28 protein-coding genes are annotated in these 22,729 nt (G+C 36.5%); 20 read left to right on the top strand and 8 right to left on the bottom strand.

Annotated elements, in window-relative coordinates; translation table 11 throughout:
* Positions 1-21: 21 nt before the first annotated feature.
* A complete protein-coding gene (locus tag A6754_RS17625) occupies positions 22-981 on the bottom strand; it encodes an arsenic resistance protein (protein ID WP_066448863.1) in 960 nt (319 codons plus the stop codon).
* A 385-nt stretch (positions 982-1,366) separates the two neighbouring features.
* On the opposite strand from A6754_RS17625, the gene A6754_RS17620 reads away from it, so the two are divergent.
* The 5 genes from A6754_RS17620 (at position 1,367) to A6754_RS17600 (ending at position 4,181) form a co-directional block, all read left to right on the top strand.
* Positions 1,367-1,777 carry a DUF4275 family protein gene (locus A6754_RS17620; protein WP_066448860.1) on the top strand — a complete coding sequence of 137 codons (411 nt, stop codon included), beginning with the start codon at positions 1,367-1,369 and terminating at the stop codon, positions 1,775-1,777.
* A gap of 283 nt (positions 1,778-2,060) precedes the next feature.
* Positions 2,061-2,525, top strand: coding sequence for a hypothetical protein (locus A6754_RS17615; protein ID WP_066448856.1), 465 nt, complete (start codon positions 2,061-2,063; stop codon positions 2,523-2,525).
* 161 nt (positions 2,526-2,686) lie between these two features.
* Positions 2,687-2,869 (top strand): hypothetical protein, encoded by a 183-nt coding sequence (locus tag A6754_RS17610; protein WP_066448853.1) that lies wholly within the window; start codon positions 2,687-2,689, stop codon positions 2,867-2,869.
* Between the two features lie 241 nt (positions 2,870-3,110).
* Entirely contained in the window at positions 3,111-3,617 is a 507-nt protein-coding gene (locus A6754_RS17605; RefSeq protein ID WP_066448850.1) for a DUF1648 domain-containing protein, read from the top strand.
* Between the two features lie 90 nt (positions 3,618-3,707).
* Positions 3,708-4,181, top strand: a complete 474-nt coding sequence (locus A6754_RS17600; RefSeq protein WP_066448849.1) for an SRPBCC family protein — start codon at positions 3,708-3,710, stop codon at positions 4,179-4,181.
* 64 nt (positions 4,182-4,245) lie between these two features.
* Here A6754_RS17600 and A6754_RS17595 read toward each other — a convergent pair whose 3' ends face one another.
* Both A6754_RS17595 and A6754_RS17590 read right to left on the bottom strand, forming a co-directional pair.
* A complete protein-coding gene (locus tag A6754_RS17595) occupies positions 4,246-5,325 on the bottom strand; it encodes an aldo/keto reductase (RefSeq protein ID WP_066448848.1) in 1,080 nt (359 codons plus the stop codon).
* Between the two features lie 195 nt (positions 5,326-5,520).
* A complete protein-coding gene (locus tag A6754_RS17590; protein ID WP_066448846.1) occupies positions 5,521-6,267 on the bottom strand; it encodes an SDR family oxidoreductase in 747 nt (248 codons plus the stop codon).
* 187 nt (positions 6,268-6,454) lie between these two features.
* Between A6754_RS17590 and A6754_RS17585 the strand changes: the two genes are divergently transcribed.
* On the top strand, positions 6,455-7,000 hold the full coding sequence (locus A6754_RS17585; protein ID WP_066448844.1) for a TetR/AcrR family transcriptional regulator: 546 nt from the start codon (positions 6,455-6,457) through the stop codon (positions 6,998-7,000).
* A gap of 176 nt (positions 7,001-7,176) precedes the next feature.
* Here A6754_RS17585 and A6754_RS17580 read toward each other — a convergent pair whose 3' ends face one another.
* Entirely contained in the window at positions 7,177-7,659 is a 483-nt protein-coding gene (locus A6754_RS17580; RefSeq protein WP_066448842.1) for a hypothetical protein, read from the bottom strand.
* A gap of 276 nt (positions 7,660-7,935) precedes the next feature.
* Here A6754_RS17580 and A6754_RS17575 point away from each other — a divergent pair, with 276 nt between their 5' ends.
* From A6754_RS17575 to A6754_RS17565, 3 genes are all read left to right on the top strand, one after another.
* Positions 7,936-8,313 (top strand): SET domain-containing protein, encoded by a 378-nt coding sequence (locus tag A6754_RS17575; RefSeq protein ID WP_066448836.1) that lies wholly within the window; start codon positions 7,936-7,938, stop codon positions 8,311-8,313.
* Between the two features lie 339 nt (positions 8,314-8,652).
* Positions 8,653-8,916, top strand: a complete 264-nt coding sequence (locus tag A6754_RS17570) for a CPCC family cysteine-rich protein (protein WP_066448833.1) — start codon at positions 8,653-8,655, stop codon at positions 8,914-8,916.
* Positions 8,917-9,127: 211 nt separating this feature from the next.
* Positions 9,128-9,340, top strand: a complete 213-nt coding sequence (locus A6754_RS17565) for a hypothetical protein (RefSeq protein WP_066448830.1) — start codon at positions 9,128-9,130, stop codon at positions 9,338-9,340.
* 204 nt (positions 9,341-9,544) lie between these two features.
* Here A6754_RS17565 and A6754_RS17560 read toward each other — a convergent pair whose 3' ends face one another.
* Complete coding sequence (locus A6754_RS17560; RefSeq protein WP_066448827.1) at positions 9,545-10,354, bottom strand: AAA family ATPase; 810 nt, start codon at positions 10,352-10,354, stop codon at positions 9,545-9,547.
* 185 nt (positions 10,355-10,539) lie between these two features.
* Here A6754_RS17560 and A6754_RS17555 point away from each other — a divergent pair, with 185 nt between their 5' ends.
* The 3 genes from A6754_RS17555 to A6754_RS17545 all read left to right on the top strand — a co-directional run bounded on the left by A6754_RS17555 (position 10,540) and on the right by A6754_RS17545 (position 12,860).
* The gene (locus tag A6754_RS17555; protein WP_066448823.1) at positions 10,540-10,980 is read left to right on the top strand and encodes a YfmQ family protein; all 441 of its coding nucleotides are present in this window, start codon (positions 10,540-10,542) and stop codon (positions 10,978-10,980) included.
* Between the two features lie 610 nt (positions 10,981-11,590).
* On the top strand, positions 11,591-12,205 hold the full coding sequence (locus A6754_RS17550; protein ID WP_066448817.1) for a TetR/AcrR family transcriptional regulator: 615 nt from the start codon (positions 11,591-11,593) through the stop codon (positions 12,203-12,205).
* A 1-nt stretch (position 12,206) separates the two neighbouring features.
* Positions 12,207-12,860 carry a CPBP family intramembrane glutamic endopeptidase gene (locus tag A6754_RS17545; RefSeq protein WP_066448814.1) on the top strand — a complete coding sequence of 218 codons (654 nt, stop codon included), beginning with the start codon at positions 12,207-12,209 and terminating at the stop codon, positions 12,858-12,860.
* Between the two features lie 208 nt (positions 12,861-13,068).
* Here A6754_RS17545 and A6754_RS17540 read toward each other — a convergent pair whose 3' ends face one another.
* Positions 13,069-14,208 (bottom strand): zinc-dependent alcohol dehydrogenase, encoded by a 1,140-nt coding sequence (locus A6754_RS17540; protein WP_066448811.1) that lies wholly within the window; start codon positions 14,206-14,208, stop codon positions 13,069-13,071.
* Between the two features lie 433 nt (positions 14,209-14,641).
* Between A6754_RS17540 and A6754_RS17535 the strand changes: the two genes are divergently transcribed.
* Positions 14,642-15,514, top strand: coding sequence for a cation diffusion facilitator family transporter (locus tag A6754_RS17535; RefSeq protein WP_066448809.1), 873 nt, complete (start codon positions 14,642-14,644; stop codon positions 15,512-15,514).
* Between the two features lie 88 nt (positions 15,515-15,602).
* Here the strand turns inward: A6754_RS17535 and A6754_RS17530 are convergent, their stop codons facing one another.
* Positions 15,603-16,040 (bottom strand): Rrf2 family transcriptional regulator, encoded by a 438-nt coding sequence (locus tag A6754_RS17530; RefSeq protein WP_066448807.1) that lies wholly within the window; start codon positions 16,038-16,040, stop codon positions 15,603-15,605.
* 185 nt (positions 16,041-16,225) lie between these two features.
* Here A6754_RS17530 and A6754_RS17525 point away from each other — a divergent pair, with 185 nt between their 5' ends.
* Positions 16,226-17,089, top strand: a complete 864-nt coding sequence (locus tag A6754_RS17525; protein ID WP_066448799.1) for an SDR family oxidoreductase — start codon at positions 16,226-16,228, stop codon at positions 17,087-17,089.
* 117 nt (positions 17,090-17,206) lie between these two features.
* On the opposite strand, the gene A6754_RS17520 is transcribed toward A6754_RS17525, so the two are convergent.
* A complete protein-coding gene (locus A6754_RS17520; protein ID WP_066451712.1) occupies positions 17,207-17,653 on the bottom strand; it encodes a hypothetical protein in 447 nt (148 codons plus the stop codon).
* 350 nt (positions 17,654-18,003) lie between these two features.
* Here A6754_RS17520 and A6754_RS17515 point away from each other — a divergent pair, with 350 nt between their 5' ends.
* The 6 genes from A6754_RS17515 (at position 18,004) to A6754_RS17495 (ending at position 22,527) form a co-directional block, all read left to right on the top strand.
* Positions 18,004-18,213 (top strand): hypothetical protein, encoded by a 210-nt coding sequence (locus A6754_RS17515; RefSeq protein WP_066448796.1) that lies wholly within the window; start codon positions 18,004-18,006, stop codon positions 18,211-18,213.
* Positions 18,214-19,005: 792 nt separating this feature from the next.
* Positions 19,006-19,686, top strand: coding sequence for a response regulator transcription factor (locus A6754_RS17510; RefSeq protein WP_066448793.1), 681 nt, complete (start codon positions 19,006-19,008; stop codon positions 19,684-19,686).
* A gap of 246 nt (positions 19,687-19,932) precedes the next feature.
* The gene (locus A6754_RS17505; RefSeq protein ID WP_066448790.1) at positions 19,933-20,850 is read left to right on the top strand and encodes an ATP-binding cassette domain-containing protein; all 918 of its coding nucleotides are present in this window, start codon (positions 19,933-19,935) and stop codon (positions 20,848-20,850) included.
* Positions 20,843-21,592 (top strand): ABC transporter permease, encoded by a 750-nt coding sequence (locus A6754_RS17500; protein WP_066448781.1) that lies wholly within the window; start codon positions 20,843-20,845, stop codon positions 21,590-21,592. The genes A6754_RS17505 and A6754_RS17500 overlap by 8 nt, the downstream gene beginning before the upstream one ends.
* The gene (locus tag A6754_RS23260) at positions 21,570-21,749 is read left to right on the top strand and encodes a hypothetical protein (RefSeq protein ID WP_257298437.1); all 180 of its coding nucleotides are present in this window, start codon (positions 21,570-21,572) and stop codon (positions 21,747-21,749) included. The genes A6754_RS17500 and A6754_RS23260 overlap by 23 nt, the downstream gene beginning before the upstream one ends.
* Positions 21,703-22,527 carry a sensor histidine kinase gene (locus A6754_RS17495; RefSeq protein ID WP_257298435.1) on the top strand — a complete coding sequence of 275 codons (825 nt, stop codon included), beginning with the start codon at positions 21,703-21,705 and terminating at the stop codon, positions 22,525-22,527. The genes A6754_RS23260 and A6754_RS17495 overlap by 47 nt, the downstream gene beginning before the upstream one ends.
* Positions 22,528-22,729: the final 202 nt, after the last annotated feature.

The raw sequence follows: 22,729 nt of genomic DNA, 5'->3' as shown, positions 1-22,729 counted from the left end.
AATTAGTACTAACCCAAACCATCAATTCATGCCTTTACTCCTTTTCATCTTCAACAATACTTGAGCCACAATGGCCAAGACAGGCAATTCAATCAATGGACCGATAATAAGTGCAAGAGCAATTAAAGGCTGGTCGGGAAATGCCGTAAGAACAATCGCGAGTGCAACAGGTGAATTCCGTGCAATGATCGTCATGCTTAAGCTTACCGTATCTTCATAACTATATCGAAAGACTTTTCCAGTTGCCTGCGCCGCTATAAAATTGATGATATAAAAAATCGCAAGCGGGATGAGCATAATCCAAATGACTTCTATATTTTTTAAGAGGTAAGATCCTTGTGATGCAAACATGGCTACAATCGCTAGACATAAAAACAAAATTTGGGTGGAGGCAAAGAATGGAATGATTATTTTTTCTAATCTTTCATTTTGCGTCCGAAAGAAATAGCGGGTAAGACATGCCAGGATAAAGGGAATCAGCAAGACCAATACGACACTTTCTAGAATGGCTGCCATTTCAACAGTTTCCATTGTTCCAGCGAAGATGAGTAAATAGATTGGCAGCAATACAACCTGTAAAATTAAATTAACAGGCAGGACAGAGGTTGAAAGTGAGATGTTGCCTCTGGCAATGGAAGTGAAAATCAAATACCAATCTGTACAAGGAGTCACTAATAGCAAGATAAAACCGAGCCAAAGAGCTGGGTGCTCCCATAAGAAAACCGCTCCTAATCCCCATGCTAAAAGCGGAGTCCAGACAAAATTTAAGATAACATCCGTACTCAGAAACTTTATATTCCTAAAAGCGTTCTTTAGCCCTTTTAATGGAATCGTTAAAAAGAGTCCAAATAACATAAACAGCAGAAAGGGCAGAATGAACCTTTCTGCATGGTTTTCAAAGACAGAAAACTGCCCTAATAAAAGGCCAATTCCAACAGCAATTAATATGATAAATGTTTGAAACTTTTCTATGAAATTCATTTTATGATTCCCCTTTAACAGAATAAGGGCAGATGTGCACAACGTACCGCTCTGTATTAATTTACAACAATTAAATTTTTAATGCATTATGAATATGATCTAGAGATAAGGTATAAGAATCGGCTTTCAGCTAAAAAAACTCTCATTAACAGATATTGCACTGGAAGTGGATATAATGACAGCACTCAATTTTCGGTGGAATTTAAGGAATATACAGGGGTTTCTCCTTTAAATATAGAATTTTTTGATTTTCCTTGAAATCTTTCTTTTGTGTCTTGGGGGCATTATTATATAGTTAATTTGAATGTATATTTAATTGCTTAGATGGCTTTTATATTTGTCTGCAAATTAGTTCAAATGAATGCAGAGAGGAAATAGATATAGAATGAGAGATAAACGGATGAAGAAAATCGAAATACCGAAGTGGGGGAATTATTTACGGAGAACATGGCGTGAACGCTTTGGAAATTCTCTTTCCAAAGAGGAACAAGACGAGATTTGGGTAGATGATTTTCTCTGGCATATATGCAGCTGGGATAAAGGTAGATGCCTGAAGAAAGAGAAGGCAATAACTGCATTTTTACAGCAAACAAAGCCTAAATGTACGATCTTTTATCAATTTAACGACGATGCTTATCTTCTTGAAAATGCAGACACACTTTTAATCAATGATCTGCCATACATCCAAGATAACATGGATTATAACGACCTTTATGTGATGGATTGGAAGGGGAAATGGACCTTTGTGATGACTCATGAACCAGAGTGCGGTCCATATTTTATTCAGATTGATTAAATTACATATTCAAAAAACTCGCGCTCTTGTGAAAAGGATAGCGAGTTTTTTTATGCTGATGCTTCTGTAAAGGTTTTTAAGTTAACATCCTAGGCACAGTAATTACCTGGTATTGGAATTTAATATGCAGCAGATAATTTGCACAATGGGGAGATTGGGAAAATTGGAAACATTATTATTCAACTATCCAGCTGCCATTTAGGTTAAGCGAAAATATAATTAAAAAACAACGAATAATTAACTTGGAAAGTGGGTTATTCTAAGAAAAAAAGGATTGCTTAATATGATTGGACTAATAGCTTCAGTTATTATATTTAACTTTATAGCGTTTAAAACAAATAAGAGGCTAACCCTTAATCAAATTGTCCATATATGGGCATTTACCATTGCGTTTCAACAGGCTTTTGACATCATGGTTGAATTTAAATACCATGGCTACTGGTATTTTGATCAGGAAATTGATTGGAAAGGGCTTATTCCTCATACAATTCTAATTCCACCAGTTAATATGATGTTTCTCAATTGGTATCCTTTTCGAAAAAAAAGGAGTAAACAATTCTTATATATAGTTATATGGAGTGTAGGGATATTGGTTTATGAGTCAATTACATTACTGCCTGAACCATGGGGATATTTCAATTACGGCTGGTGGACATTATGGCACGCTGCTGTAATTGACCCCATTCTTTTCTTGATACTGCTGTTATACTACAAGTGGATAACCAAGTTGGAAGGTCAGTTGCACTGAAGGTAGCGATTCAAAACACATTCTTTTAAGAACCGGTATTTATTTTTATGTATGATTGATATGCAGCACAAATAGCCTCTCTTTTATGAATCTTTTTTGAATATAGAAACGTATAAAAAAGTAAAGAGAACATTATTAATTGAGAGGAGAAGAAAACGGAGATGGAGAATAAGGAGTGTCTAAAATGCGGCAGCACTGAATTTGCAGAGGGTACAGATTATATGCCTATCAAAATCAGCAAAATGTCTATGAGTGGCGGTAATAAAATCTATACATTTTGTTTAGAATGCGGAGAGGTTGATTCGATTCGTATTGAAAATACAGAGATTTTTAGAAAGAAATAGAAAATGTACATATTGAGCTCCTCCAAACGGAAGGGCTCTTTTTTTAGAGGGAAAGCCTAATAATAACAGACCAACGGAATATTAAGTTAATTTGTAAAAGAAGATAATTATTCATTTCATCTAATTTTTTATATAAATGAATGCTGTAAGCAAAAAATGAAACCCTTTCAAAGTTCAAACGTAATTAATTATATGCCATTATAAACTGATATAATTAAGTTTTTGATAGGGGGGTATCAGAATGTTAAATTCGGGGAAAAGGCCAAAAATCAAATTAGCGAAAACAAAGAGCGAATGGGTTTGGGATATTATTGGATATACTGTCTTCTTAGGTTCAATTATCTTTTTAATTTATCATTGGAATGAGCTTCCAGACAGGGTCCCGGCGCATTATAACGCGGTTGGGGAAGTGGATCGCTGGGGTTCAAAAATGGAACTGTTGATTTTACCGGCAATTGGTGTGATTATGGGTGTTATGATGCAAGTGCTGGAAAAATTTCCAGAGGTTCATAATTATCCTGAAAGATTGAACGAGAACAATGCAAAAGCATTCTATCTGGTAAGCCGGAAACTTTTAAATCAAATTAAAAATATCTGTTTTATGATTTTTGCTTTTATTTTATTTGAATCCGCATCTATTGCACTAGAGAAAAGCGATGGATTTGGAGTTTGGTTTTTGCCGGTCGTACTAGTGAGTACAATGATTCCGATTGTGATCGGGTTTATAAAACAGAGTAAAATTGAATAGAACTGCATCTTATTTCCACTTCCTAAAAACAGTAGATTATGTTATTTATAGGATAATGTTATTTATATTATTATGATTAGGAGTAAGAACGTGAGAGAAATTGAGTGTTATACATTCGAAAATGAAATTGAAGCGGACATACAGTTAGTTTTTGAATGTTTAAATGATGATGAGCATGTTTTAAAGTGGAATTCACTTATCATTGAAAATATTTCAGAAGTTCCAAAAGATGAGATCAAAGTAGGCTCTACTTATATTTCAAGACAAAAATTTGAAAAAAAGGTACTTGAAGCAAAAGCCACCTATACAAAATACACCCCCCCATATAAGGTAGCTGTTGAAACGGATACGAAAGAAGGAATCAGCAGGACTGAATATACATTGAAGGAGTTTGATGAAGGAACCATTCTTCAGGTGAGAGTTACCCTTCTTCCTTCAAATTGGTACTATAAAATATTAACAAACCTAATGAAATGGTCTTTTAAGTTTATTTATGATGACCAATTTAAGAGCTTCATTGATTATGTTTACGACGTTCAATATGAAAGAGACGTAAGAGGTTAACCCCTATTAAAGGCAAAAAGACGAGCGATCTATTCAATGATCGTTCGTCTTTTTGTCTTTATTCTTATAGATCTCGCTTTTTGCTTTCCATTAATTTATGGTAATCCTCGAAGTACACTTTCTCTGCATTGGAAGCACGATCAGCTGTGTTCATCACGCGATGCCAGAGCGGGTAGAGCGGTTCAAGTGCTGTTAAGTCATTAATTTGTCTGAAATCATCATCTGTTAGCTTAACATTATACGATGCAATGTTTTCATGCAGCTGTTCTTTGTTTCTGGCAGCAATTACAACAGAATCGACATTTGGGCGATCGCGGAGCCATGCCAAAACAACTTGCGGAACGGTTGCATTGTGTTTGGACGCTACATCTTGCAGGGCATCGACCAGATCGTAAAATAAATCGAGATCTTTAATATATGGTTCCTGCCAGCCTTCACCTTGCCGTGTTCCTGGTTCGGCTCTCTTAGTTCTCGTAATTTTTCCGGTGAGAAGCCCTGAGCCAAGTGGAGACCAAATGCTGTTTGCCATGCCGAGTTCTTTGCCTGCCGGCAGAAGTTCATACTCTGCTTCTCGTGCCTCCGGCGTATAATAGATTTGCTGGGAAATTGGCGGGATCAGCTTGTTTTCCACTGCCATTGTATGTGTTTTCGCAAGAGCCCAGCCGCTGTAATTGGACACTCCCCAATAGCGGATTTTTCCTTTTTTAATCAGATCATTCATCACTTGGATCGTTTCGGAAACGGGTACTTGTCCATCCCAGAAATGAACATAGTATAAATCAATGAAGTCTGTACCGAGCCTTTTTAAGGATGCATCAATGGACGCTTCAATCTGGCTTCTGGTTGCACCAATATCATTTGGCTGATCGTTTATCTGAAAACCTGTTTTACTGCTGATGACTAACTTATGGCGCTTATCCTTAATGGCTTTTCCTAAGACAATCTCTGAATCGCCTTTTGCATAAAGGTTTGCGGTGTCAAAATGATTTATGCCTTGATCTAGCGCGTAATCTACCATATAATTGGCTGTTTCCTGATCCATATCAGCCGCTTTTTCAAATCCGTTTGTCCCGCTGAAGGGGATCGTTCCTAAAGCATATTTTGAAACTCTTAAACCTGAATGACCGAATAGATTATAATCCATCACCATTCCTCCTCATTTATAATGGATTGCGGTGTCATTGGGACTATACCCTGGAAAAAGAGCGTATAAAACGGCAAATTCTGTTTCGGTGTTTGGATTTCTGAAAATTATCCGAATTGTGAGCAAAAGAAAAGACTATCAAAGCTTCACTCTGATAGTCCTAATTTAAGCATGTATCTAAATGTTATGATGATATTACCAAGGTTGGCTTGTTGGTCCAATGGTAAATTCATTAATGTTTGTATCTTCTGGCTGATCTATTGCAAATGCTACTACATTGGCAACTCGGTCGGCAGTAATTCCATATTGTTCATATAAAGCGGTCATTCCATCCGAAGTTGTTTTATCAGTAATCGTTTCTAACAGTTCTGTGTTGATTGCTGCAGGATAGATCGTAGCTGTTCTGATATTCGTGCCTTCCTGAGCAGATTCCATGCGCAAGACCTCCATTAGATTCCTAACCGCCCACTTTGTTGCTCCATATACTGCACCGCCTGGATAAGCTTTTAGGCCAGCGACGGATGACGTCGTAATGATGTGCCCAGACTTTTGTGATGTAAAGGCGGGCAATATGGCAGCAATCCCATTCAATACACCTTTTATATTAACATCAATCATTTTGTTCCACTCATCTGTCTTTAATTCAGAAAGCGGTGAATTAGGCATGATTCCAGCGTTTAAGAAGATAACATCGACTCCGCCAAATGTGTCTAGTGCTAATTGAATAAGCTGCTGATTATCTTCTGGATTCACAACATCTGTAACACGATAAACGGCTTGACCGCCTTTTGATTTAATTTCTTCTACTAGTTTTGCTAACTGATCTTCTCGTCTTGCCCCAAGTACAACTTTTGCACCTTTCTCAGCCAGCAGCTTAGCAGAGGCTTCTCCAATGCCTGAACTTGCGCCTGTAATAATAACAACTTTGTTTTCAATTGCCATGTTTCTTTCACCCTTTCAAATAAAATATTTTAATTACAAATGATGTTTTTACGACACCTGTCAATAATTTATAATATAAGGATATAGATAACGATACTTATAAATCGTTAATTTTCTTTAATCTGTCGTATACACAACAGATGAGTTAAAATTGTCGTTTTTTAATTAATGGGGGGCATCTTTAAACATGGCAAAAGTAGATAGAAGAATTGCTAGAACACAAGAAGCAATCAAAAAGGCATTTCTTGAATTAATGGCAGAAAAAAAGTTCGATTACATTACGATTCAGGATATAGCTGATAAGGCGGACATTAACCGTGCAACAGTATATCTTCATTATCTGGATAAATATGATCTGCTGGATAAAGTCATAGAAGGGCATATTAATCATATGTCTAATCTCTGTGAACTGGAAGCTGATCTCGATTGGATTGAATCAACAGTGCACTGCATGGAATATCTTGAAAGCAATTATTTATTTTTTTCGACCATGCTGGCAAGTGAAGGGGCACCATATTTTCGAAGCCGCTTTGTTCAGCATAATATCAAAGAGTTCAAAAAAGAGTTGGATGTATTATCAGGGAAAAACATTGGCCAAAATGAAGAAATCGTTGCCGAATTTGCTGCCAATGCATATGTAGGTGTTGTAGAGTGGTGGCTGAAAAATCGAATGCCTTATACACCGAAGGAAATGGCTGAAAAGTTAGGAGATCTGTTAGATCGAATTCTATAGATACCTAAAGGTGGGACACTTCATTCAATAATTATGTATTCCCTTATTAAAAGAAAGAATATTATTCAAAATAAATAGTTAAAACTTTAATCAATAAAGGATTTAAACGGTGTAGATGTGTTCATTTTTATGATTAAAAAACAACATTAAGCAAGAAAAAAATGACCATAAAATGATCATCTCTGCCTAATGATTTTTAATTGAAGAGGCAATAAGAAAGCAAAAGTAATCAGATAAAGAATCAGTGTTGCATATTTAAACCAATTTTTAGTGTCCATATAACCAGTGAACTCCATCCCTACTTCAATAGCAAAGGAGATAGCAGTGAACAAAACCACTAAAATCCATTTGTTTCTGCTGTCTAAAAAGCATAAAAATATGCATGCCAAGGATGGCGGAATGAATGTATAAGATAAAATGTCTCCTAAACCGGGTTTATCAGGGGCACCTAAATCAATTAAGTCGAAAACTCTTAAAACGATTCCATCTGAAAGCCATGTAAAAAACGCAACGATACAAAAAATGATATATATTTCTACAATGTTCATTTTCTGTTTGGGAATGAAGCAAAGAGTTAAAAATAGAGCTATGCTTATAATAATCGGAAACCATAACCCCTTTGCCCCAAGATCGAGATTTTCCAAAGCTGTAGAAAACATGCTGATTTCTCCTTTAATTCGTCCTAGCAATAGTTTAGACAATCTGTAGAAAAAAATGCAAAGACGAATATGGTGTCAATTTTTACGCTACCTCAAGTTTAGTTTCCGTGATCGTGACAAAGAATAAGATTTTACTGAAAATACTCTTGATAAAAGTTTACACCTTGCAGAAAACTACTGAGTGTTTTGCTTTAAAAGGGAACTTTTTAGAGTTCCATCTTGAATTTAATGTTAAAATAGAAAGATCAAGTCTTAAAATGCGAGTAGGTGAACAACATGATTGAAATTAAAACATCTCCACTTAGTGATGGGGAATTCAATAGAGGGGTATTTGCTACACGTGACATTCAAAAAGGTGAGCTTTTACATGCAGCACCTGTTATTGCTTATCCGAATGACCAGCACCAGCATATCGAGAAAACATTACTCGCTGATTACGCTTTTGAATATGGGAAAAACCATTCAGCTATCCTTCTAGGTTATGGAATGTTATTTAACCATTCTTATGAACCTAATACCTTTTATGAAATTAATTTTGAAGGCCATACATTTGATTTCTATGCTTACACAGATATTAAAAAAGGCGACGAAATTCTAATCAATTATAATGGCGATGTGGATGACAAAGATCCACTTTGGTTTAATCAGGATTAAAAGAATAGGTAAGTGAATAAATCATTGCCTCTTAAAACAATAATCTTGCTTAGGCTGATTAAAAATAATATGGTAAATGCAATCGGATGAGGTTCTTGAATGATTGAGTAAGTCGATAAAGAGCAGGACATAAATATGTAACAACTTGCTGCATATTTTCCAAAAGTATCGTGGGTAAACGAGGTCACTGTCATACGAAAACAGAGTCAGCACTACTGCTGACTCTGTTTTGTTTTCAGTTGTTAATTCTCAATAATGATAGGAAGAAGCATTCACTTCCTCTTTGTTTCAGCATATACATAGTCAAGAAGTAAGACGTTTTAATCATGAGGTGAGAAAATGAGATTTACTTGTCCATGTTGTGGGTATAAAACATTAAATGAAGAACCGCCAGGAACGTTTACTGTATGTGAAATTTGCTATTGGGAAGATGATAACATTCAATTTGAAGATCCAGACTATGAAGGAGGCGCGAACGTAGTATCCTTAAGGCAAGGTCAACGAAATTATATAAAATTTGGAGCGAGTGACTGTAGCTACTTAAGGTCAGTTAGGATCCCAAATGGTTCAGATTTAAAAGATCCAGCTTGGAAAAAACGATAATCTATAAAAAGTGGTGCGGATTTCTATTTCAAATGGCATTCGTAAATCACTTTTTATATTGGATGAAATGAAAGATAGTTAAGCTGATTTTTGGCTTCTTATGATGTAACCATGATATTCTAAAAAATATCATAATGATAGATTATTGCATCCCCTTTAATGGCATTTTAAACGGGACAATCTTCAGTTGACATAAGGGAGGTTAAATGAAATGCAAAGATTCTTATTTGAGTACGAAATAATCTCAAGCGGTATTTCCAGGGAGCATAGCATAGTAGCAAAGGATGAAGCTGATGCAAAAAATGTAGCAGTGGAGCGAATAGCGGATATGGAATTTACTGATGTTGAGGATATAAAATTAGGAAGATTAGTAAAAGCGATTGAATTAAAAGACACCTATTATGAGTGTGAAGGTTGTACTTGATCGATAGACATTGAATTTATCGCAGCAGTTAGGGCAAAAGCAGTGAATGTTACACGAAAAGAGGAGGATGGCGTTATCAAAACGTATTCTCCTCTTTTTTTGCGAACTACTTAATATATTCAAATTTAAAACAATTACTTATTGGTGGTATTTTACAATAGACCATAAATGCAATTAAATTGCACATAAATCAACTTCCATCATTTATTCAAATTCACTTTTCCGGTCTCTGAAAAAGTCATAGAAATACTTTACATTTTCAAGTTCCGTCCATCTATAGGTTCTTAAAAACGGAGCGTCAAGGTTATAAATTTTAGTATCTAGTGTTCCAAGCATAAAAGGTGAATGTGTCGCTATAATAAACTGGCAGTTAAAAAATCTAGCCAGTTTATTGATTTCTTCAGCTAACAGAATTTGATTTGTCGGCGAAAGAGATGTTTCAGGTTCATCGAGCAGATATAATCCATCAGGAGTAAGATACTCATCAAATATTTGCATGGATGTCTCTCCGTTAGAATACTTCTCATTGGCAAACTTCATAATCTCGATTTCTTTGTACATTTTTGAAGAGTCTTTCAGCTTTTCCAAGTTTTCCTTTGTATACCCCAATTTAGAGTGCTGGTACAGGTAACCTTCCTTAAGAACTGCTTCCTGCTGAATCTTCTTAATCTCATATAAAATATCTTCACTTTTGATGTACTGGCTATTAGACGGTATTTGATTTGACTCTCCGTCACTCATCACTTCGCCAAGGCTGTGCGAACATTCCATCAAATAATCTGTGGGGTATGTATTGTAACCATTATTCGTAAGATCTTCCGCTCCAGCAATATTTAGCTTGTTTGCCATTAAATTTAAGAGTGTAGACTTACCAGAACCATTGCTGCCATACAATACTGTAATATTATGAAAGACAAACACTTCTCCAGTTATTTTTTTAAACACATTGTACGGATAGGCATTTGGATTCCTGGCTGTATGAGGGGAAAGTTTAAAGCTTTTTAAATAGATCATTTTGGTAAACCTTCCTTTGGGAAAATGAATAGCTATCATTATTTTACCACATTTGCCCAAATATAGAGTGAAGTGTAAATATAAGCTTGTTCTTAAAGTTTAGGATTACTTAGTTTATGAGGTATAATAAGTATGAAAAAAATTCATATCTCACTATAGACATCAAGAAAAAGAGGCTGATATAAATGACATGGTATGTAATGGCTATCATACTTGCCGGTATCCTTAAATTCGCAACAAATCCTCCGAGTGCTTTTGTTGCATGGATCTTAAGCAAATTTGAGCTTCAGCCAAAGTTAAGTGCGAACAATGTTCATGTCACATACAACGGTAAGTTATTAGAAGAGAGAGAGAAATTGGAGTTTATAGATGGTTTTAATAAAGCTACGTTTTTAAATAAGTATTTTATGATTACGGGCAGTGAAGAGGCATTTTTAAATCCAAAGACTCATATTATTCCGTTTATTATTCAAACAAAGAGCGAAAAGAATGATATGAAATTTACTATTTATTGTTACAAGGAACATATTGATGTAGTGAAGTTATACAAAAAGAAAGTGATTCCATACCGGATTAGTTCTAGTAATTTACTAGCATTTTCAATACAGAATAGTGATATTAAATAAAATGAAAAGGGACTCGGCTGATTCAATTTAGAATGCTTTTAAAATTGAACTTTGATTATTCCTGAGAAATTGGATGAAATTACGATGCTTTCACTAGTGCTTTAGGATGCTTATGTTCAAGTGGTTTGGACATAAGTATTTAACACTCTTATTGAACCGAATGGTTAGGAAGGTAATCTTTCTAATCATTCGGTTTTTTATTTATAATGTTAAAATATATTTTATTTACTTGAGTGAAATGGAGCGGAGGGCCCTCGACTCCTGCGGGCTGCAGAGCAAAGGGTGAGATCCCGCAATGAAGGAAATGGAACATTCAATCGAACAAAGAAGAAAAGCTTTTATTGGTATAAAGAAGTGATTGAATCAAATGGAGAAAAATTATAAAAAACGACTAATAGGTGTTTATTTTATAAAAAGCTGCCAAAAAGGCAGCTTTTTTCAATTCAATTATATCTTGCTTCAACCTATTTTTAGAAAGAAGAGTTAAATAAGAGATAAATATTATCTAGAGTATCTTTTTTTCGGAAATATTTATAGAATTTAAGTATTGCAAATATGAATTATATATATTAATATTGACTGATTAATCAATCAAAAAGGAGGTTTATAAATGCCGAGAGACAATAATAAAAATTTAGAGATTAGAGATGCAAGAAAAACACAAATATTAAGTGCTGCAGCTAAAGTGTTTGCTCGTAGAGGAATGGTGGCTGCAAAAGTTAGTGATATAGCTAAGGAAGCTAAGTTAAGCTATGGACTTGTTTATCATTATTTTGAATCTAAAGAACAAATCTTTGCTACATTAGTTAAAACAGCTACTGAAAGCTCACTAGAGGTTGTAAATGAAGCAAAGCTATATAAAGGAACTCCTATTCAAAAATTAAAATGGATGACAGAAACGATTTTAAATAATATTTCATCTGGAGATGGGATCTATCTTTACTTAATCATGATTCAGGCAAGTACATCCGATTCAGTTCCTGATGAAGTTAAAGAGTATTTAATGGGTGGCAATGCTAACTCTCCTGTGTCAGCGACGATTCCTATCATAATAGAGGGACAAAATAAGGGTGAGATTATTAAAGAAGATCCCGTTAAATTAGCAGTAGCTTATTATGCATTTATTCAAGGGTTAGCCATAAACAAAATTCAATGGAATGAATGCCCTATACCTGAAGCTAGTATACTGTTAAATATATTTTTGAATAGAGGCGAGGTTTACTAATATGACTTTAGAAATTAGTAAAATGAAGAGAATAGCCGTTCTGTTATCGCCTCCACTAATCATTATAATTGGATATGTAACAGCAACTTTTTTTTCTAGTTTCTTAGATGAATGGGCATGGATTCCACTGGCCCTCGTTTATTGGACTTCCCTTACGTTATGTATAGTCAATTTCAAGGGAGATAAAAGAGTTAAAGATTGGTTGGAAAAATCGAAGCCCTCAAAATTATCCATTAGTTTGGCTTTAATATTTGGTTTGTTTCCCATGTCAGTTTTAATGATGAACTATCATTTATTTGATTCTGCTCTTATTATTGTTCTTTGGATAGCATTCGCTCTCGTTAACCCTTGGTTTGAAGAGCTTTATTGGCGAGGGCTTTTACTAGATGCTGCAGTGGAGTGGCTTCCTAAATGGATAAGTGTGGGTTACTCTACTTTATTTTTTATCCTTAGTCACCCATTGATGTGGGGTGTATTCTCAATTGCAAATAGCCATTATCATGTGTTTATTACATTATTTTTATTAGGGATTGTATGGTCAGTAATCTATTATAAAACTGGGAGTTTAAGGTGGGCAATATTTTCCCACTTTTTAGTGAATATAGGAATTATGACAGTCCCTGTTTTCTTAAATATTTATGTACCGCCAATCTGAATGTGAGAAAAAATCGTGTTCTAGCTGAATAAGAATCTACAACAAAATGAATTATTTAAATGTATAGATAGTATTCAAAGAGTAAAGCGCCTTGCTGCAATAAACGTAGCAAGGCACTTAATCTTCGAAAACTTTATCATGTGAGAAATAGGGAGAAAGGGTAATCTGCATCGCATTTGGAACAAACATACTTGAATATAAAAACAAGTTAAGGCTTCAGCACCACTTTAATACACTCATCTTCATGATCATTAAATGTTTTATATGCTTCACTGGCCATGTGTAATGGAAGATTATGCGTAATGATTTCAGTCGGGTCAATCTTGCCTTCCTTTATCATGTCAAATAGCATTGGCATGTAGTGAATGACAGGGGCCTGTCCCATTTTAAGGGTGATGTTTCTTTCAAACAGATTGCCGAGCGGGAAATGGTTGTACATGGAACCATATACACCCGTAACCTGTAAGGTGCCAAACTTTTTAATGGCCTTCATTCCAATTCGAATCGCACTAGTTGTACCGCCTGAAAGTTTTAATTTTTGCTCAACAACTTCCAGTGGATTCTTTTTGCCATCCATTCCGACACAATCAATGACCACATCTGCTCCGCCTTTTGTGATTTCCGCAATATATGCACCAGTATCCTCATGATCATCAAAGTTGATGACTTCGACTTGGTTCATTTTCTTGGCATGATTTAAGCGATACGCTACGTTATCCACAGCAATGACACGTTTCGCGCCTTTCATCCAGGCAAATTTTTGCGTCATTAAGCCGATTGGACCACAGCCTAAAACAACGACTGTATCTCCTTTTTTCACTCCGCCGCTTTCAACACTCCAATAAGCTGTCGGTAATACATCCGACATAAAGAGCAGGGACTCATCTTCAAGCTCAACCGATTCAGGGATCACAAAGGGCACAAAGTTACCGAATGGCACACGGAGCAATTCGGCTTGTCCGCCTTGATAGCCTCCATATCGTTCTGTAAATCCAAAGTAACCGCCAGTATCCACATGTGGATTTGTGTTGGAGTTGTCACACTGACTTTCCATATCATTGGCACAATAGTGGCAGTGACCACAGGAGATATTAAAAGGAAGTACGACACGATCGCCTTTTTTCACTTTCTCCACACTCGGTCCTACTTCTTCAACAATTCCCATCGGCTCATGACCAATCACATAATCTTTGGATGCCGGAAGAGCTCCTTGATAAATATGAAGATCTGAACCGCAAATAGCTGTAGAAGTTACTCGAATAACGAGGTCATCACTTTTTTCAATCTTTGGATTCGCTACCTCTTTAACCTGAATATCTTTTGCACCTTGGAAAGTAACAGCTTTCATATTAAAAATTCCTCCTGATGTAAGTGATTTTTAATAAAATTGAAACTTATAACTTTTACTTCCCTTATTTTCGCAAGGGTAATCAGGTTAATTTATTTCTTTGGTATGTATTAAATAATTAGGATATTTTACCAGATTTTTTGTTTCTGTTAGTGATGGAGTTAGGCCGGCGTATTGCCAGATTCTAAATGATTGGAATCGAGGAACCTGTTCCTGAAACCCAACAATGGGTCGAGGAACCTGTCCCTATAACCCACAATCCCAATCATAGTTGAATCTATTAAAATAAATCAGCCTAAGCAAGAAATTTTGACCTCAACCAACTTAGTTACCCCCTTCTATCTTTTATATAAACGGTCAAAAAGGTTTCTCTAGACCCACACGATCATGGCTTGTTACTATATAGTTCGATGGTTGACAGGGAGTTGATTGAATGGAAGAACAAAAATATAAGGATCTGAAATTAGGGGAAAGAGGAGCAATTATTAGTATAGTTGCTTATATTGTCCTTTCCATATTCAAGCTTCTAGTAGGGTACATGAGTGATTCCGCTGCGTTAAGAGCAGATGGATTGAATAATACAACAGATATCATTGCTTCGATTGCAGTGTTAATTGGGTTAAGAGTTGCACAAAGACCGCCAGATGGGAATCATACATATGGCCATTGGAAAAGTGAAGGCATTGCTAGCATGGTTGCATCGTTTATTATGATGGCTGTTGGAATTCAGGTCCTGATCGATGCGGGAACTTCTGTGTTTGAAGGGGAAAGCGAATCACCCGATATCATAGCAGCATATGTAGGTTTAGTATCCGCGGTTGTCATGTATTTTGTGTACCGCTACAATAAAAAGCTGGCCGAAAAAATAAACAGTTCCGCTGTTATGTCAGCCGCGAAAGACAATATTTCAGATGCATGGGTAAGTATCGGAACCGCAATAGGCATATTTGGCTCCCAATTAAACATGCCCTGGTTAGATCCCATTACGGCATTTATTGTGGGACTTCTTATATGCAAAACAGCTTGGGACATATTCAAGCATGCGACACATGAATTGTCTGATGGATTTGATGAAGAAAAATTGAATGTATATAAAACAGAAATTTTAAATGTAGATGGTGTCAAAGGCATTAAGGAAATAAGAGGACGAAGCTATGGAAACAATGAAGTTGTAGACGTTGAAATCCTTGTAAACTCCACATTAGACATAAAAAAGGCGCATGACATCGCAGATATTATCGAACATACCCTAATGGATAAGCATGGTGTATATAATGTGCACATTCATATAGAGCCGAATAGCTAAAGAAAATAATTCTATAGATAAAAAAAGAAGCCGTTGCAGGAATACTCAATGTATTGTTCAACGGCTTTTTCGTTTTTGTACCTGGAATCTATTGAATCTGTTCTTTACGGTCAATGTCCCTAACAACATCTTCAATCGTCACATTTTTTAATACCTTTTCCATTGCCAGCTGTGCTGCTGTGAACAATGGTTCAATCGTATTTTGAATGTTTTTGCCGACAGGACAATCAGGAAGAGGACTTTCATGCATGCTGAACAATTCATTCTCCTGTACCACATCAACAGCTTTATAAATGTCAAAAAGAGTAATATCAGATAAGCTTTTTGCAAGTTTAGCCCCAGCAATACCTGGATGGACCTCAATCAGACCAGCTTTTTTGAGCATTCCCATGATTTTTCTGATCACAGCTGGGTTCGTGTTAACACTTGCGGCTATAAATTCAGAAGAGGTTACACCTTCTTCTCTTGTCATTTCAATTAGAGTTAATATATGAATACCAACAGCAAATCTGCTACTGATGGGCATCCTCAGTCACCGCCTTCATTATCATTCATCCATTTTTATCATGTAATAAACTTAATTACAAGTTTATTATACTAAATTATTTTTAAAATCAAAATCATACCTGTTGACAATGCGGTTACATGTAACTAAAATGAATACATGTAATCAAGGTTGTTACAAAGTAAATTCTATTGGAGGCAATGATCATGAAAATTTTAGTTACTGGAGCAACAGGAAAATTAGGTTCAAAGATTGTAGAATCTTTATTAAATACAGTACCTGCAAGCAATCTGGCAGTGAGTGTCCGTGATCCTGAAAAAGCAGAAGGATTCCGCACCCGTGGAGTGGAAGTTCGTCATGGGAATTTTGATCACCCTGAAACCCTCGATGAAGCCTTTAAAGGCATTGACAGATTGCTGATTATTTCAGCTGATGGTGATAATGACACAAGAATCCAGCAGCATGCAAATGCGGTTGCAGCGGCTGAACGGGCAGGAGTAAAGTTTATTGCATACACTAGTTTAGCTAATGCAACCGAAAGCAAAAACTTAATGGCACCACCACATATTGCAACAGAAGCAGCCATTGTAAAAACAGGCATTCCTTATTCATTCTTACGCAACAACTGGTATTTGGAAAACGAAATGGGAAGTATTCAAGGTGCAATGGCAGGAACTCCATGGGTAACATCTGCTGGAGAAGGGAAGGTAGGATGGGCACTGCAGCAGGATTACGCAGAAGCTGCAGCAGCAGTACTTACTGGGAACGGTCATGAAAATACAGTATATGAACTTTCTGGTCCTCTTTTAACGCAAGAAGAATTGGTAACTGCGCTTGGGAATGTCATAGGAAAAGAAGTCCCTGTGCAGCATGTGAGTGACGAACAATATGCAGAAGCTATGAAAGGCGCAGGTGTACCTGATTTTGCTATTCCGATTGTAGTAGGAATACAGGAAAGCATTCGCAGCGGATCATTGGCTGTGGATAGTCAAGATTTTGAAAAAGTGCTTGGCCGTCCAATTACTCCAATAAATGAAGCACTGGAACAGCTTGTTAAAGCAGGTTCATAAAAATAATGGGTCTCCATATGAAAAAGTGAAATCATTCTAGATTTCACTTTTTTATAAGGAAAGGGGGGAGGAAAACATAATCATCATGCCTATTCACAGGACAGAACCCTCAAGAAGTCAGACAAAACTTCTTCTTTGGGATACCTTTAGAATAATTGCCCTCAGCGTAAATCCAATCACTAAACCAGGGATCACAAAGAGCATCGGAATAAATACAGGACCAATTAAAGTGCCGAATAATTTAAATTTCGTGCAATAAAAAACTCCTACTGTTACAAAATAGGCAGAGAAAACGAATGGGAGAAAAGATAACTTTTCTTCAGGAGGCATCGCCGTTCTGTAGCCATCCCACATCGCAAAAAAGTATAAACAGGCATAAAATAAAAGCCATTGAAAATCTGTAACAGAATATGCACGATCAAACTCTCCAATAAAGCTAAACATGATAGCAAGATTGAAATTGCTGTTCATATTTATAATGACTTCTGAAAGAACAAAAAAGATTCCTTTAATATAATGGCCAGTTAATAGTTGACTAAACCCCGGAAAGGCAATACTCCACATAATCGATTCAAATTTTCCAATTTGCAACGGCTACTCAACTCCACTCAACCTTTTTAGATATAAGGTTAGTTTGTTTAAGGGAATGGAAATTCATTCATAGATTATTTACGATTAGAGGCAATGCCAGCTGAACCTCATGTACATAATCAAATAATGGATTATATTTAGAGCAGCTTCTGATCGTAGAATTTTGCACTGTAAGATGAAGGTTTGATGTATAAGCTTCTCCCATCTGTTTAATTGTATGACCGCACATGTTATAATGAGGAGCTTAATAAGATTAAGACTTTTCCTTATACGGATACCATTAAAAGCTTCCGCATAACGATCAACTATAGAGGTGTATGAAAATGAATAAACGATGGACTATTAGTAAAATTAAAGAATTTGTTGAGAAAAATTCAGAAAGTAAGCTGCTGACGACGGAATATCATGGTTTTTCGCAAAAGCTTCAATTTCAATGTGCCTGTGGGAGCCAATTTGAAAAAACATTTACGAAATTTAAAAATAACCACCAGCGCAAGTGTGAAACGTGTCAGCCGCCTAAAGAGTCACGCTAGATATCTGTGAAAACGAAGTACCAGTTTCTTTGAAAAAAGAAGTGGTGCTTTTTTTATTTGTTAAAAATTTACATTTGTTAGCACAAGGAAAGCTATCTACAGTAAATAACAGAAAATTTGTGATATAGTAATTGAAATTGAGGATTGATAGTGAATTAAAATGGGAGCTTAGCTGATGAGTATAATGAATAAGGAGGAAACACCGCTCTATAATCAAGATAAAAAAACGTGTCGCGATTAAGGGAGAAACACCCCTTTGAAATCCAGAAAAAGGGAAAACGAGTCTTGATTAAGGGAGAAACACCCCTTTGAAATCCAGAAAAAGGAAAAACGAGTCTTGATAAAGGGAGAAACACCCCTCTATAATCCAGATAAAGGGAAAATGAGTCTTGATAAAGGGAGAAACACCCCTCTATAATCCAGAAAAAGGGAAAATGTGTCTTGATAAAGGGAGAAACACCCCTCTGAAATCCAGAAAAAGGGAAAACATGTCTTGATTAAGGGAGAAACACCCCTCTGAAATCCAGAAAAAGGGAAAAAGAGTCTTGATTAAGCCGAGAAACACCCCTCTGAAATCCAGAAAAAGAGAAAGTGTGTCTTGATTAAGGGAGAAACACCCCTCTATAATCCAGAAAAAGGGAAAATATGTCTTGATCTAAAAAAAGCTTTAATATATTAATATGAAATTGATAGATCAATCTTGTTTTTCCATAGTTACTATTCTCTAAATAACACAAAATAGTTAAACTCAAAGAAGTTACATATAAAAGCTATCCAAAAAGGCGTGATCAAATGAACGCAGGCAAAAGAATCTTAATAATTGAAGACGATCAGGAGATCAGCAGGCTCCTGAGTGTGATTTTGAAAAAATCACAAATGGTGCCGGTGGCGGCGTACTCTGGAACTGAGGGACTGCTGCAGCTGCAGAATAATTCCTTCGATTTAATATTGCTCGATTTGATGCTGCCAGGCAAAAGCGGCGAGGAGCTGTTAACGGAGATCAGAGGGGAGAGTTCCATTCCGATTATCATCATTTCTGCAAAAGTTGATGTTGAGGATAAAGTGAAAGTCTTGAAAATGGGTGCAGATGATTACATAACGAAGCCATTTAATCAGGATGAAGTGATGGCTCGAATTGAGGTTCAATTAAGAAAGGCTGGAATTTATCCGCAGAAATCAGCGGAAATGGATTGGCGCGAGCTTAAAATTCATACAGAAAAAAGATTGGTAACATTAAATGAAAAGGAAATGCAGCTTACGAATGCTGAATTTGATCTTTTAACATTTTTCGTGAATAATCCAGAGCGTGCTCTTTCCAAAAAAGAGATTTACGAAAGTATCTGGAAAGGGACCTACTATGGCGACGATAATACTGTCAGCGTTCACGTTTCGAACCTGCGCAAGAAAATAGCGGAAGTGACGGATACAGAATATATTAAAACCGTTTGGGGAGTTGGATTCATGTTTGTTTAACTTGAAAGACTGAAAAAGCGCCTTCCACATTTCTTTATGTCTAGCTCCAGGCCCTAGGGACTCGAGGTCTTAAGCCAATCTGTCCTAAGGTTAAAGAACAACCTTTATGCCAGCTAGTCTTAAGCTTGTCGTCCCTGGGCGAGCGCCTTCCGCTTTTTTTTATGATTTCTTTATGTTTTGCTTAAAGGTTTTTAAAGACTTCTCCGTTAAACTGAAAGTAGAACATTTAGCAAAGGAGTCAAAAAGATGGATTCTATTATACAGACGTATCAATTAACGAAAAAATTTAAGAATGAAACCGTCCTTAAGCCTCTGGATTTCACATTAAAAAAAGGTGAGATTTGTGCCCTGATTGGTAAAAACGGGGCAGGTAAATCGACGTTTTTTAAAATTCTGGCTGGTCAGCAAATGCCTTCGTCCGGTGAGGTTCATTTGTTTGGAAAATCGGGCAGAGAGCTGGAAAAAGCGAAAAGAAGAATTGCTTTTATGGTAGAAACACCAGCATTCTTCCCGGACTTTACGGCAGTGCAAAACCTGGAGTATTTTCGGATTCAAAGAGGAATCGTTGACAAAAAGCGTGTTTATGAAGTTTTGGAGATTGTTGGTTTAAAGCAGGAAAAGAAAAAAAGATTTAGAGACTATTCTATGGGCATGAAGCAGCGCTTAGGCATAGCTCTTTGTCTTTTAGGTAATCCAGATTGTTTAGTGCTTGATGAACCGATCAATGGTTTGGATGTTGAAGGGATTATGGAAATCCGCCAATTATTGAAAAAGCTGAGTCAGGAAAATCAAATAACGATCCTTATTTCCAGTCATATTTTAACCGAATTGAATCTGCTGGCAAACCGTTTTGTTTTTATCAAAAATGGCGTTATTGTTGAAGATTTAAGCAAAGTACTGCTTGAAGAGAAGAGTAAAAAGCAAATTCTGATCACAGTAGATGATTCAGCTAAGGCAGTCCAATTATTGGAGCGGGCCTATGCTGACATTCAATTAAAAGTCCTTCCTGATCACGAAATTGCGATTCAAAATCATGTGGAGAACAGTGGAAAACTTAATCGCTTGTTAGTTGAAAATGGCGTAATGGTGAAGCAGTTCAGCATCAAAACACTGGATCTCGAGGAATACTTCTTAGGGTTAGTGGGAGGTGATCAGCATGGTTAATTATATGAAAAGTGAATATTACCGTTTGCTGCGCAAAAAAGGTCTTCATTTAACGGGCATACTTTGTTATATTCTGATTGCCTTTGCTGCTGCTGTCCTTTATTTTTTTGGTGAGAATGAAGCAAATTTCCCTTATGCAACAGATCGATTCTTCTATTCAAATGTTACGGCAGCAGGACTAGTTATTATCATTATTGGTTTGCTTTATAATATGGCCCTTACTGGGAAAGATCGATCCCTGATTAAGCAATCAATTTCGTTTGGGATTTCCCGCAGTATCATTTTTTGGTCAAAGCTGATTCTTACTCTAGGGTATTTTCTTTTGGTATGTGTGATTGGTATGTGTTTAATGCTTCTTTTGGGTGACACCCTATTGACTCATGAACCTGAAGCAATGAGAAACTTTCTAATAGTGAGTGTCAATATGATTCCAATCGTGCTCAGTGGATTTTTCCTGGGACATGCGCTGAAAATGCTGAAAGTAGGAGACGTTTATATCATTATCGTAATGTTAGTGATTTTTGCAATATTAGGGGATTTGCTGCGCTTTCTGCTTCGTCCGTTTGCAGCCTTAGACGCGGTATATAAATACGCACCAGATACCCTGCTGAATGATAATTTAATGAGCTTCGTGGATGGTGCACCTCAATTAGGCATCCAGTATTGGATTGTCGGCTTGATGATATCACTGGCTGCATTACTGATTGGAGCAAGAATGTTTGCAAAACAAAACATCGATTGATGATGAAGGGATGAATGAAAGTGAGCAGCTGGCTGATTATAAGCATCTTGGTATTCCTGCTGATTGCTGCGGTCGTCATGCTTCTGCTTTTCCATTGGGATGTCAGAAGGATGACGAGGCAATTAGAGGATATCAACGAACATTTCGGAACAAATGAGTTAGTCCGTACGAATACCCATAATAAAAACCTGGCGAAATTTGCTGCGAAAATCAACCAGCTTATTCATCTTTATAAACAGAATCAACAGTCAGTCGAAAGAAGAGAATTGGAACTAAGACAAGAAATCACAAACATCTCCCATGATCTGCGAACCCCTATCACTTCAATCAAGGGGTTTTCAGAGTTATTAACAGACCCGTCTTTATCTGAAGAGGAGAGAAAGGAATTCTTAACCATTATTCAAAAGAAAATTGATAATCTCACCTTAATTGTGGATTTATTCTATGAACTTTCACAGCTGCATTCATCAGACAAAAAGCTGCACATAGAAAAGCAATTTCTGGACCAATCACTCGTGGATACCATGCTTTTGTTTTATGATGACTTTGAGAAGAAACAATTAAAGGTAGATATAAAAGAAGCTGTTGTCTCTCCAATTTTGGCTGATCAAAAAGCGACCGTTCGTATGATCACCAACATCATTCATAATGCATTAACCTATGCCAAGAGTCATTTTACCATTACATTAACGGAGGAAGAAGACTACGTTGTGCTAAAGGCAGTAAATGACGTGGAGACAATGAATACTGCCGAACTTGAAATGATCTTTAAACGAACATTTCGGTTAGACCAAAGCAGAACCGGCACCCACCTTGGGTTGGGATTGCATATTGTTCAGGAACTTGCTGAACAGCAAGGTGGGAAAGTGGCTGCTGATGTTCAGGGAAGTGAATTTATTCTTTCGGTGTACTTTAAGAAATGGGATTTGGGTTAAGGGGACAGGTTCCTTGACCCAAAATTGATAAAAGATTGGATAAATGCAGCGGCCATGAGGCAGCTGTTTTATTTTTTGACAGATTAAAATTGAAAACAACTGCTTCCTCCTATGGGGTATAACCCAATATAGAATTATAAAATTCTTCCAAAAGCAGCTACAGCAAGCTTTGGCTATGATTAAAAACTAGATAAACTCGCCG

This window comes from Cytobacillus gottheilii (genome assembly GCF_001636345.1).
GTDB lineage: Bacteria > Bacillota > Bacilli > Bacillales > Cytobacillaceae > Cytobacillus > Cytobacillus gottheilii.
Note: the sequence above shows the minus strand (reverse complement) of the source record. Positions and strands in the feature narration are given on the sequence as shown.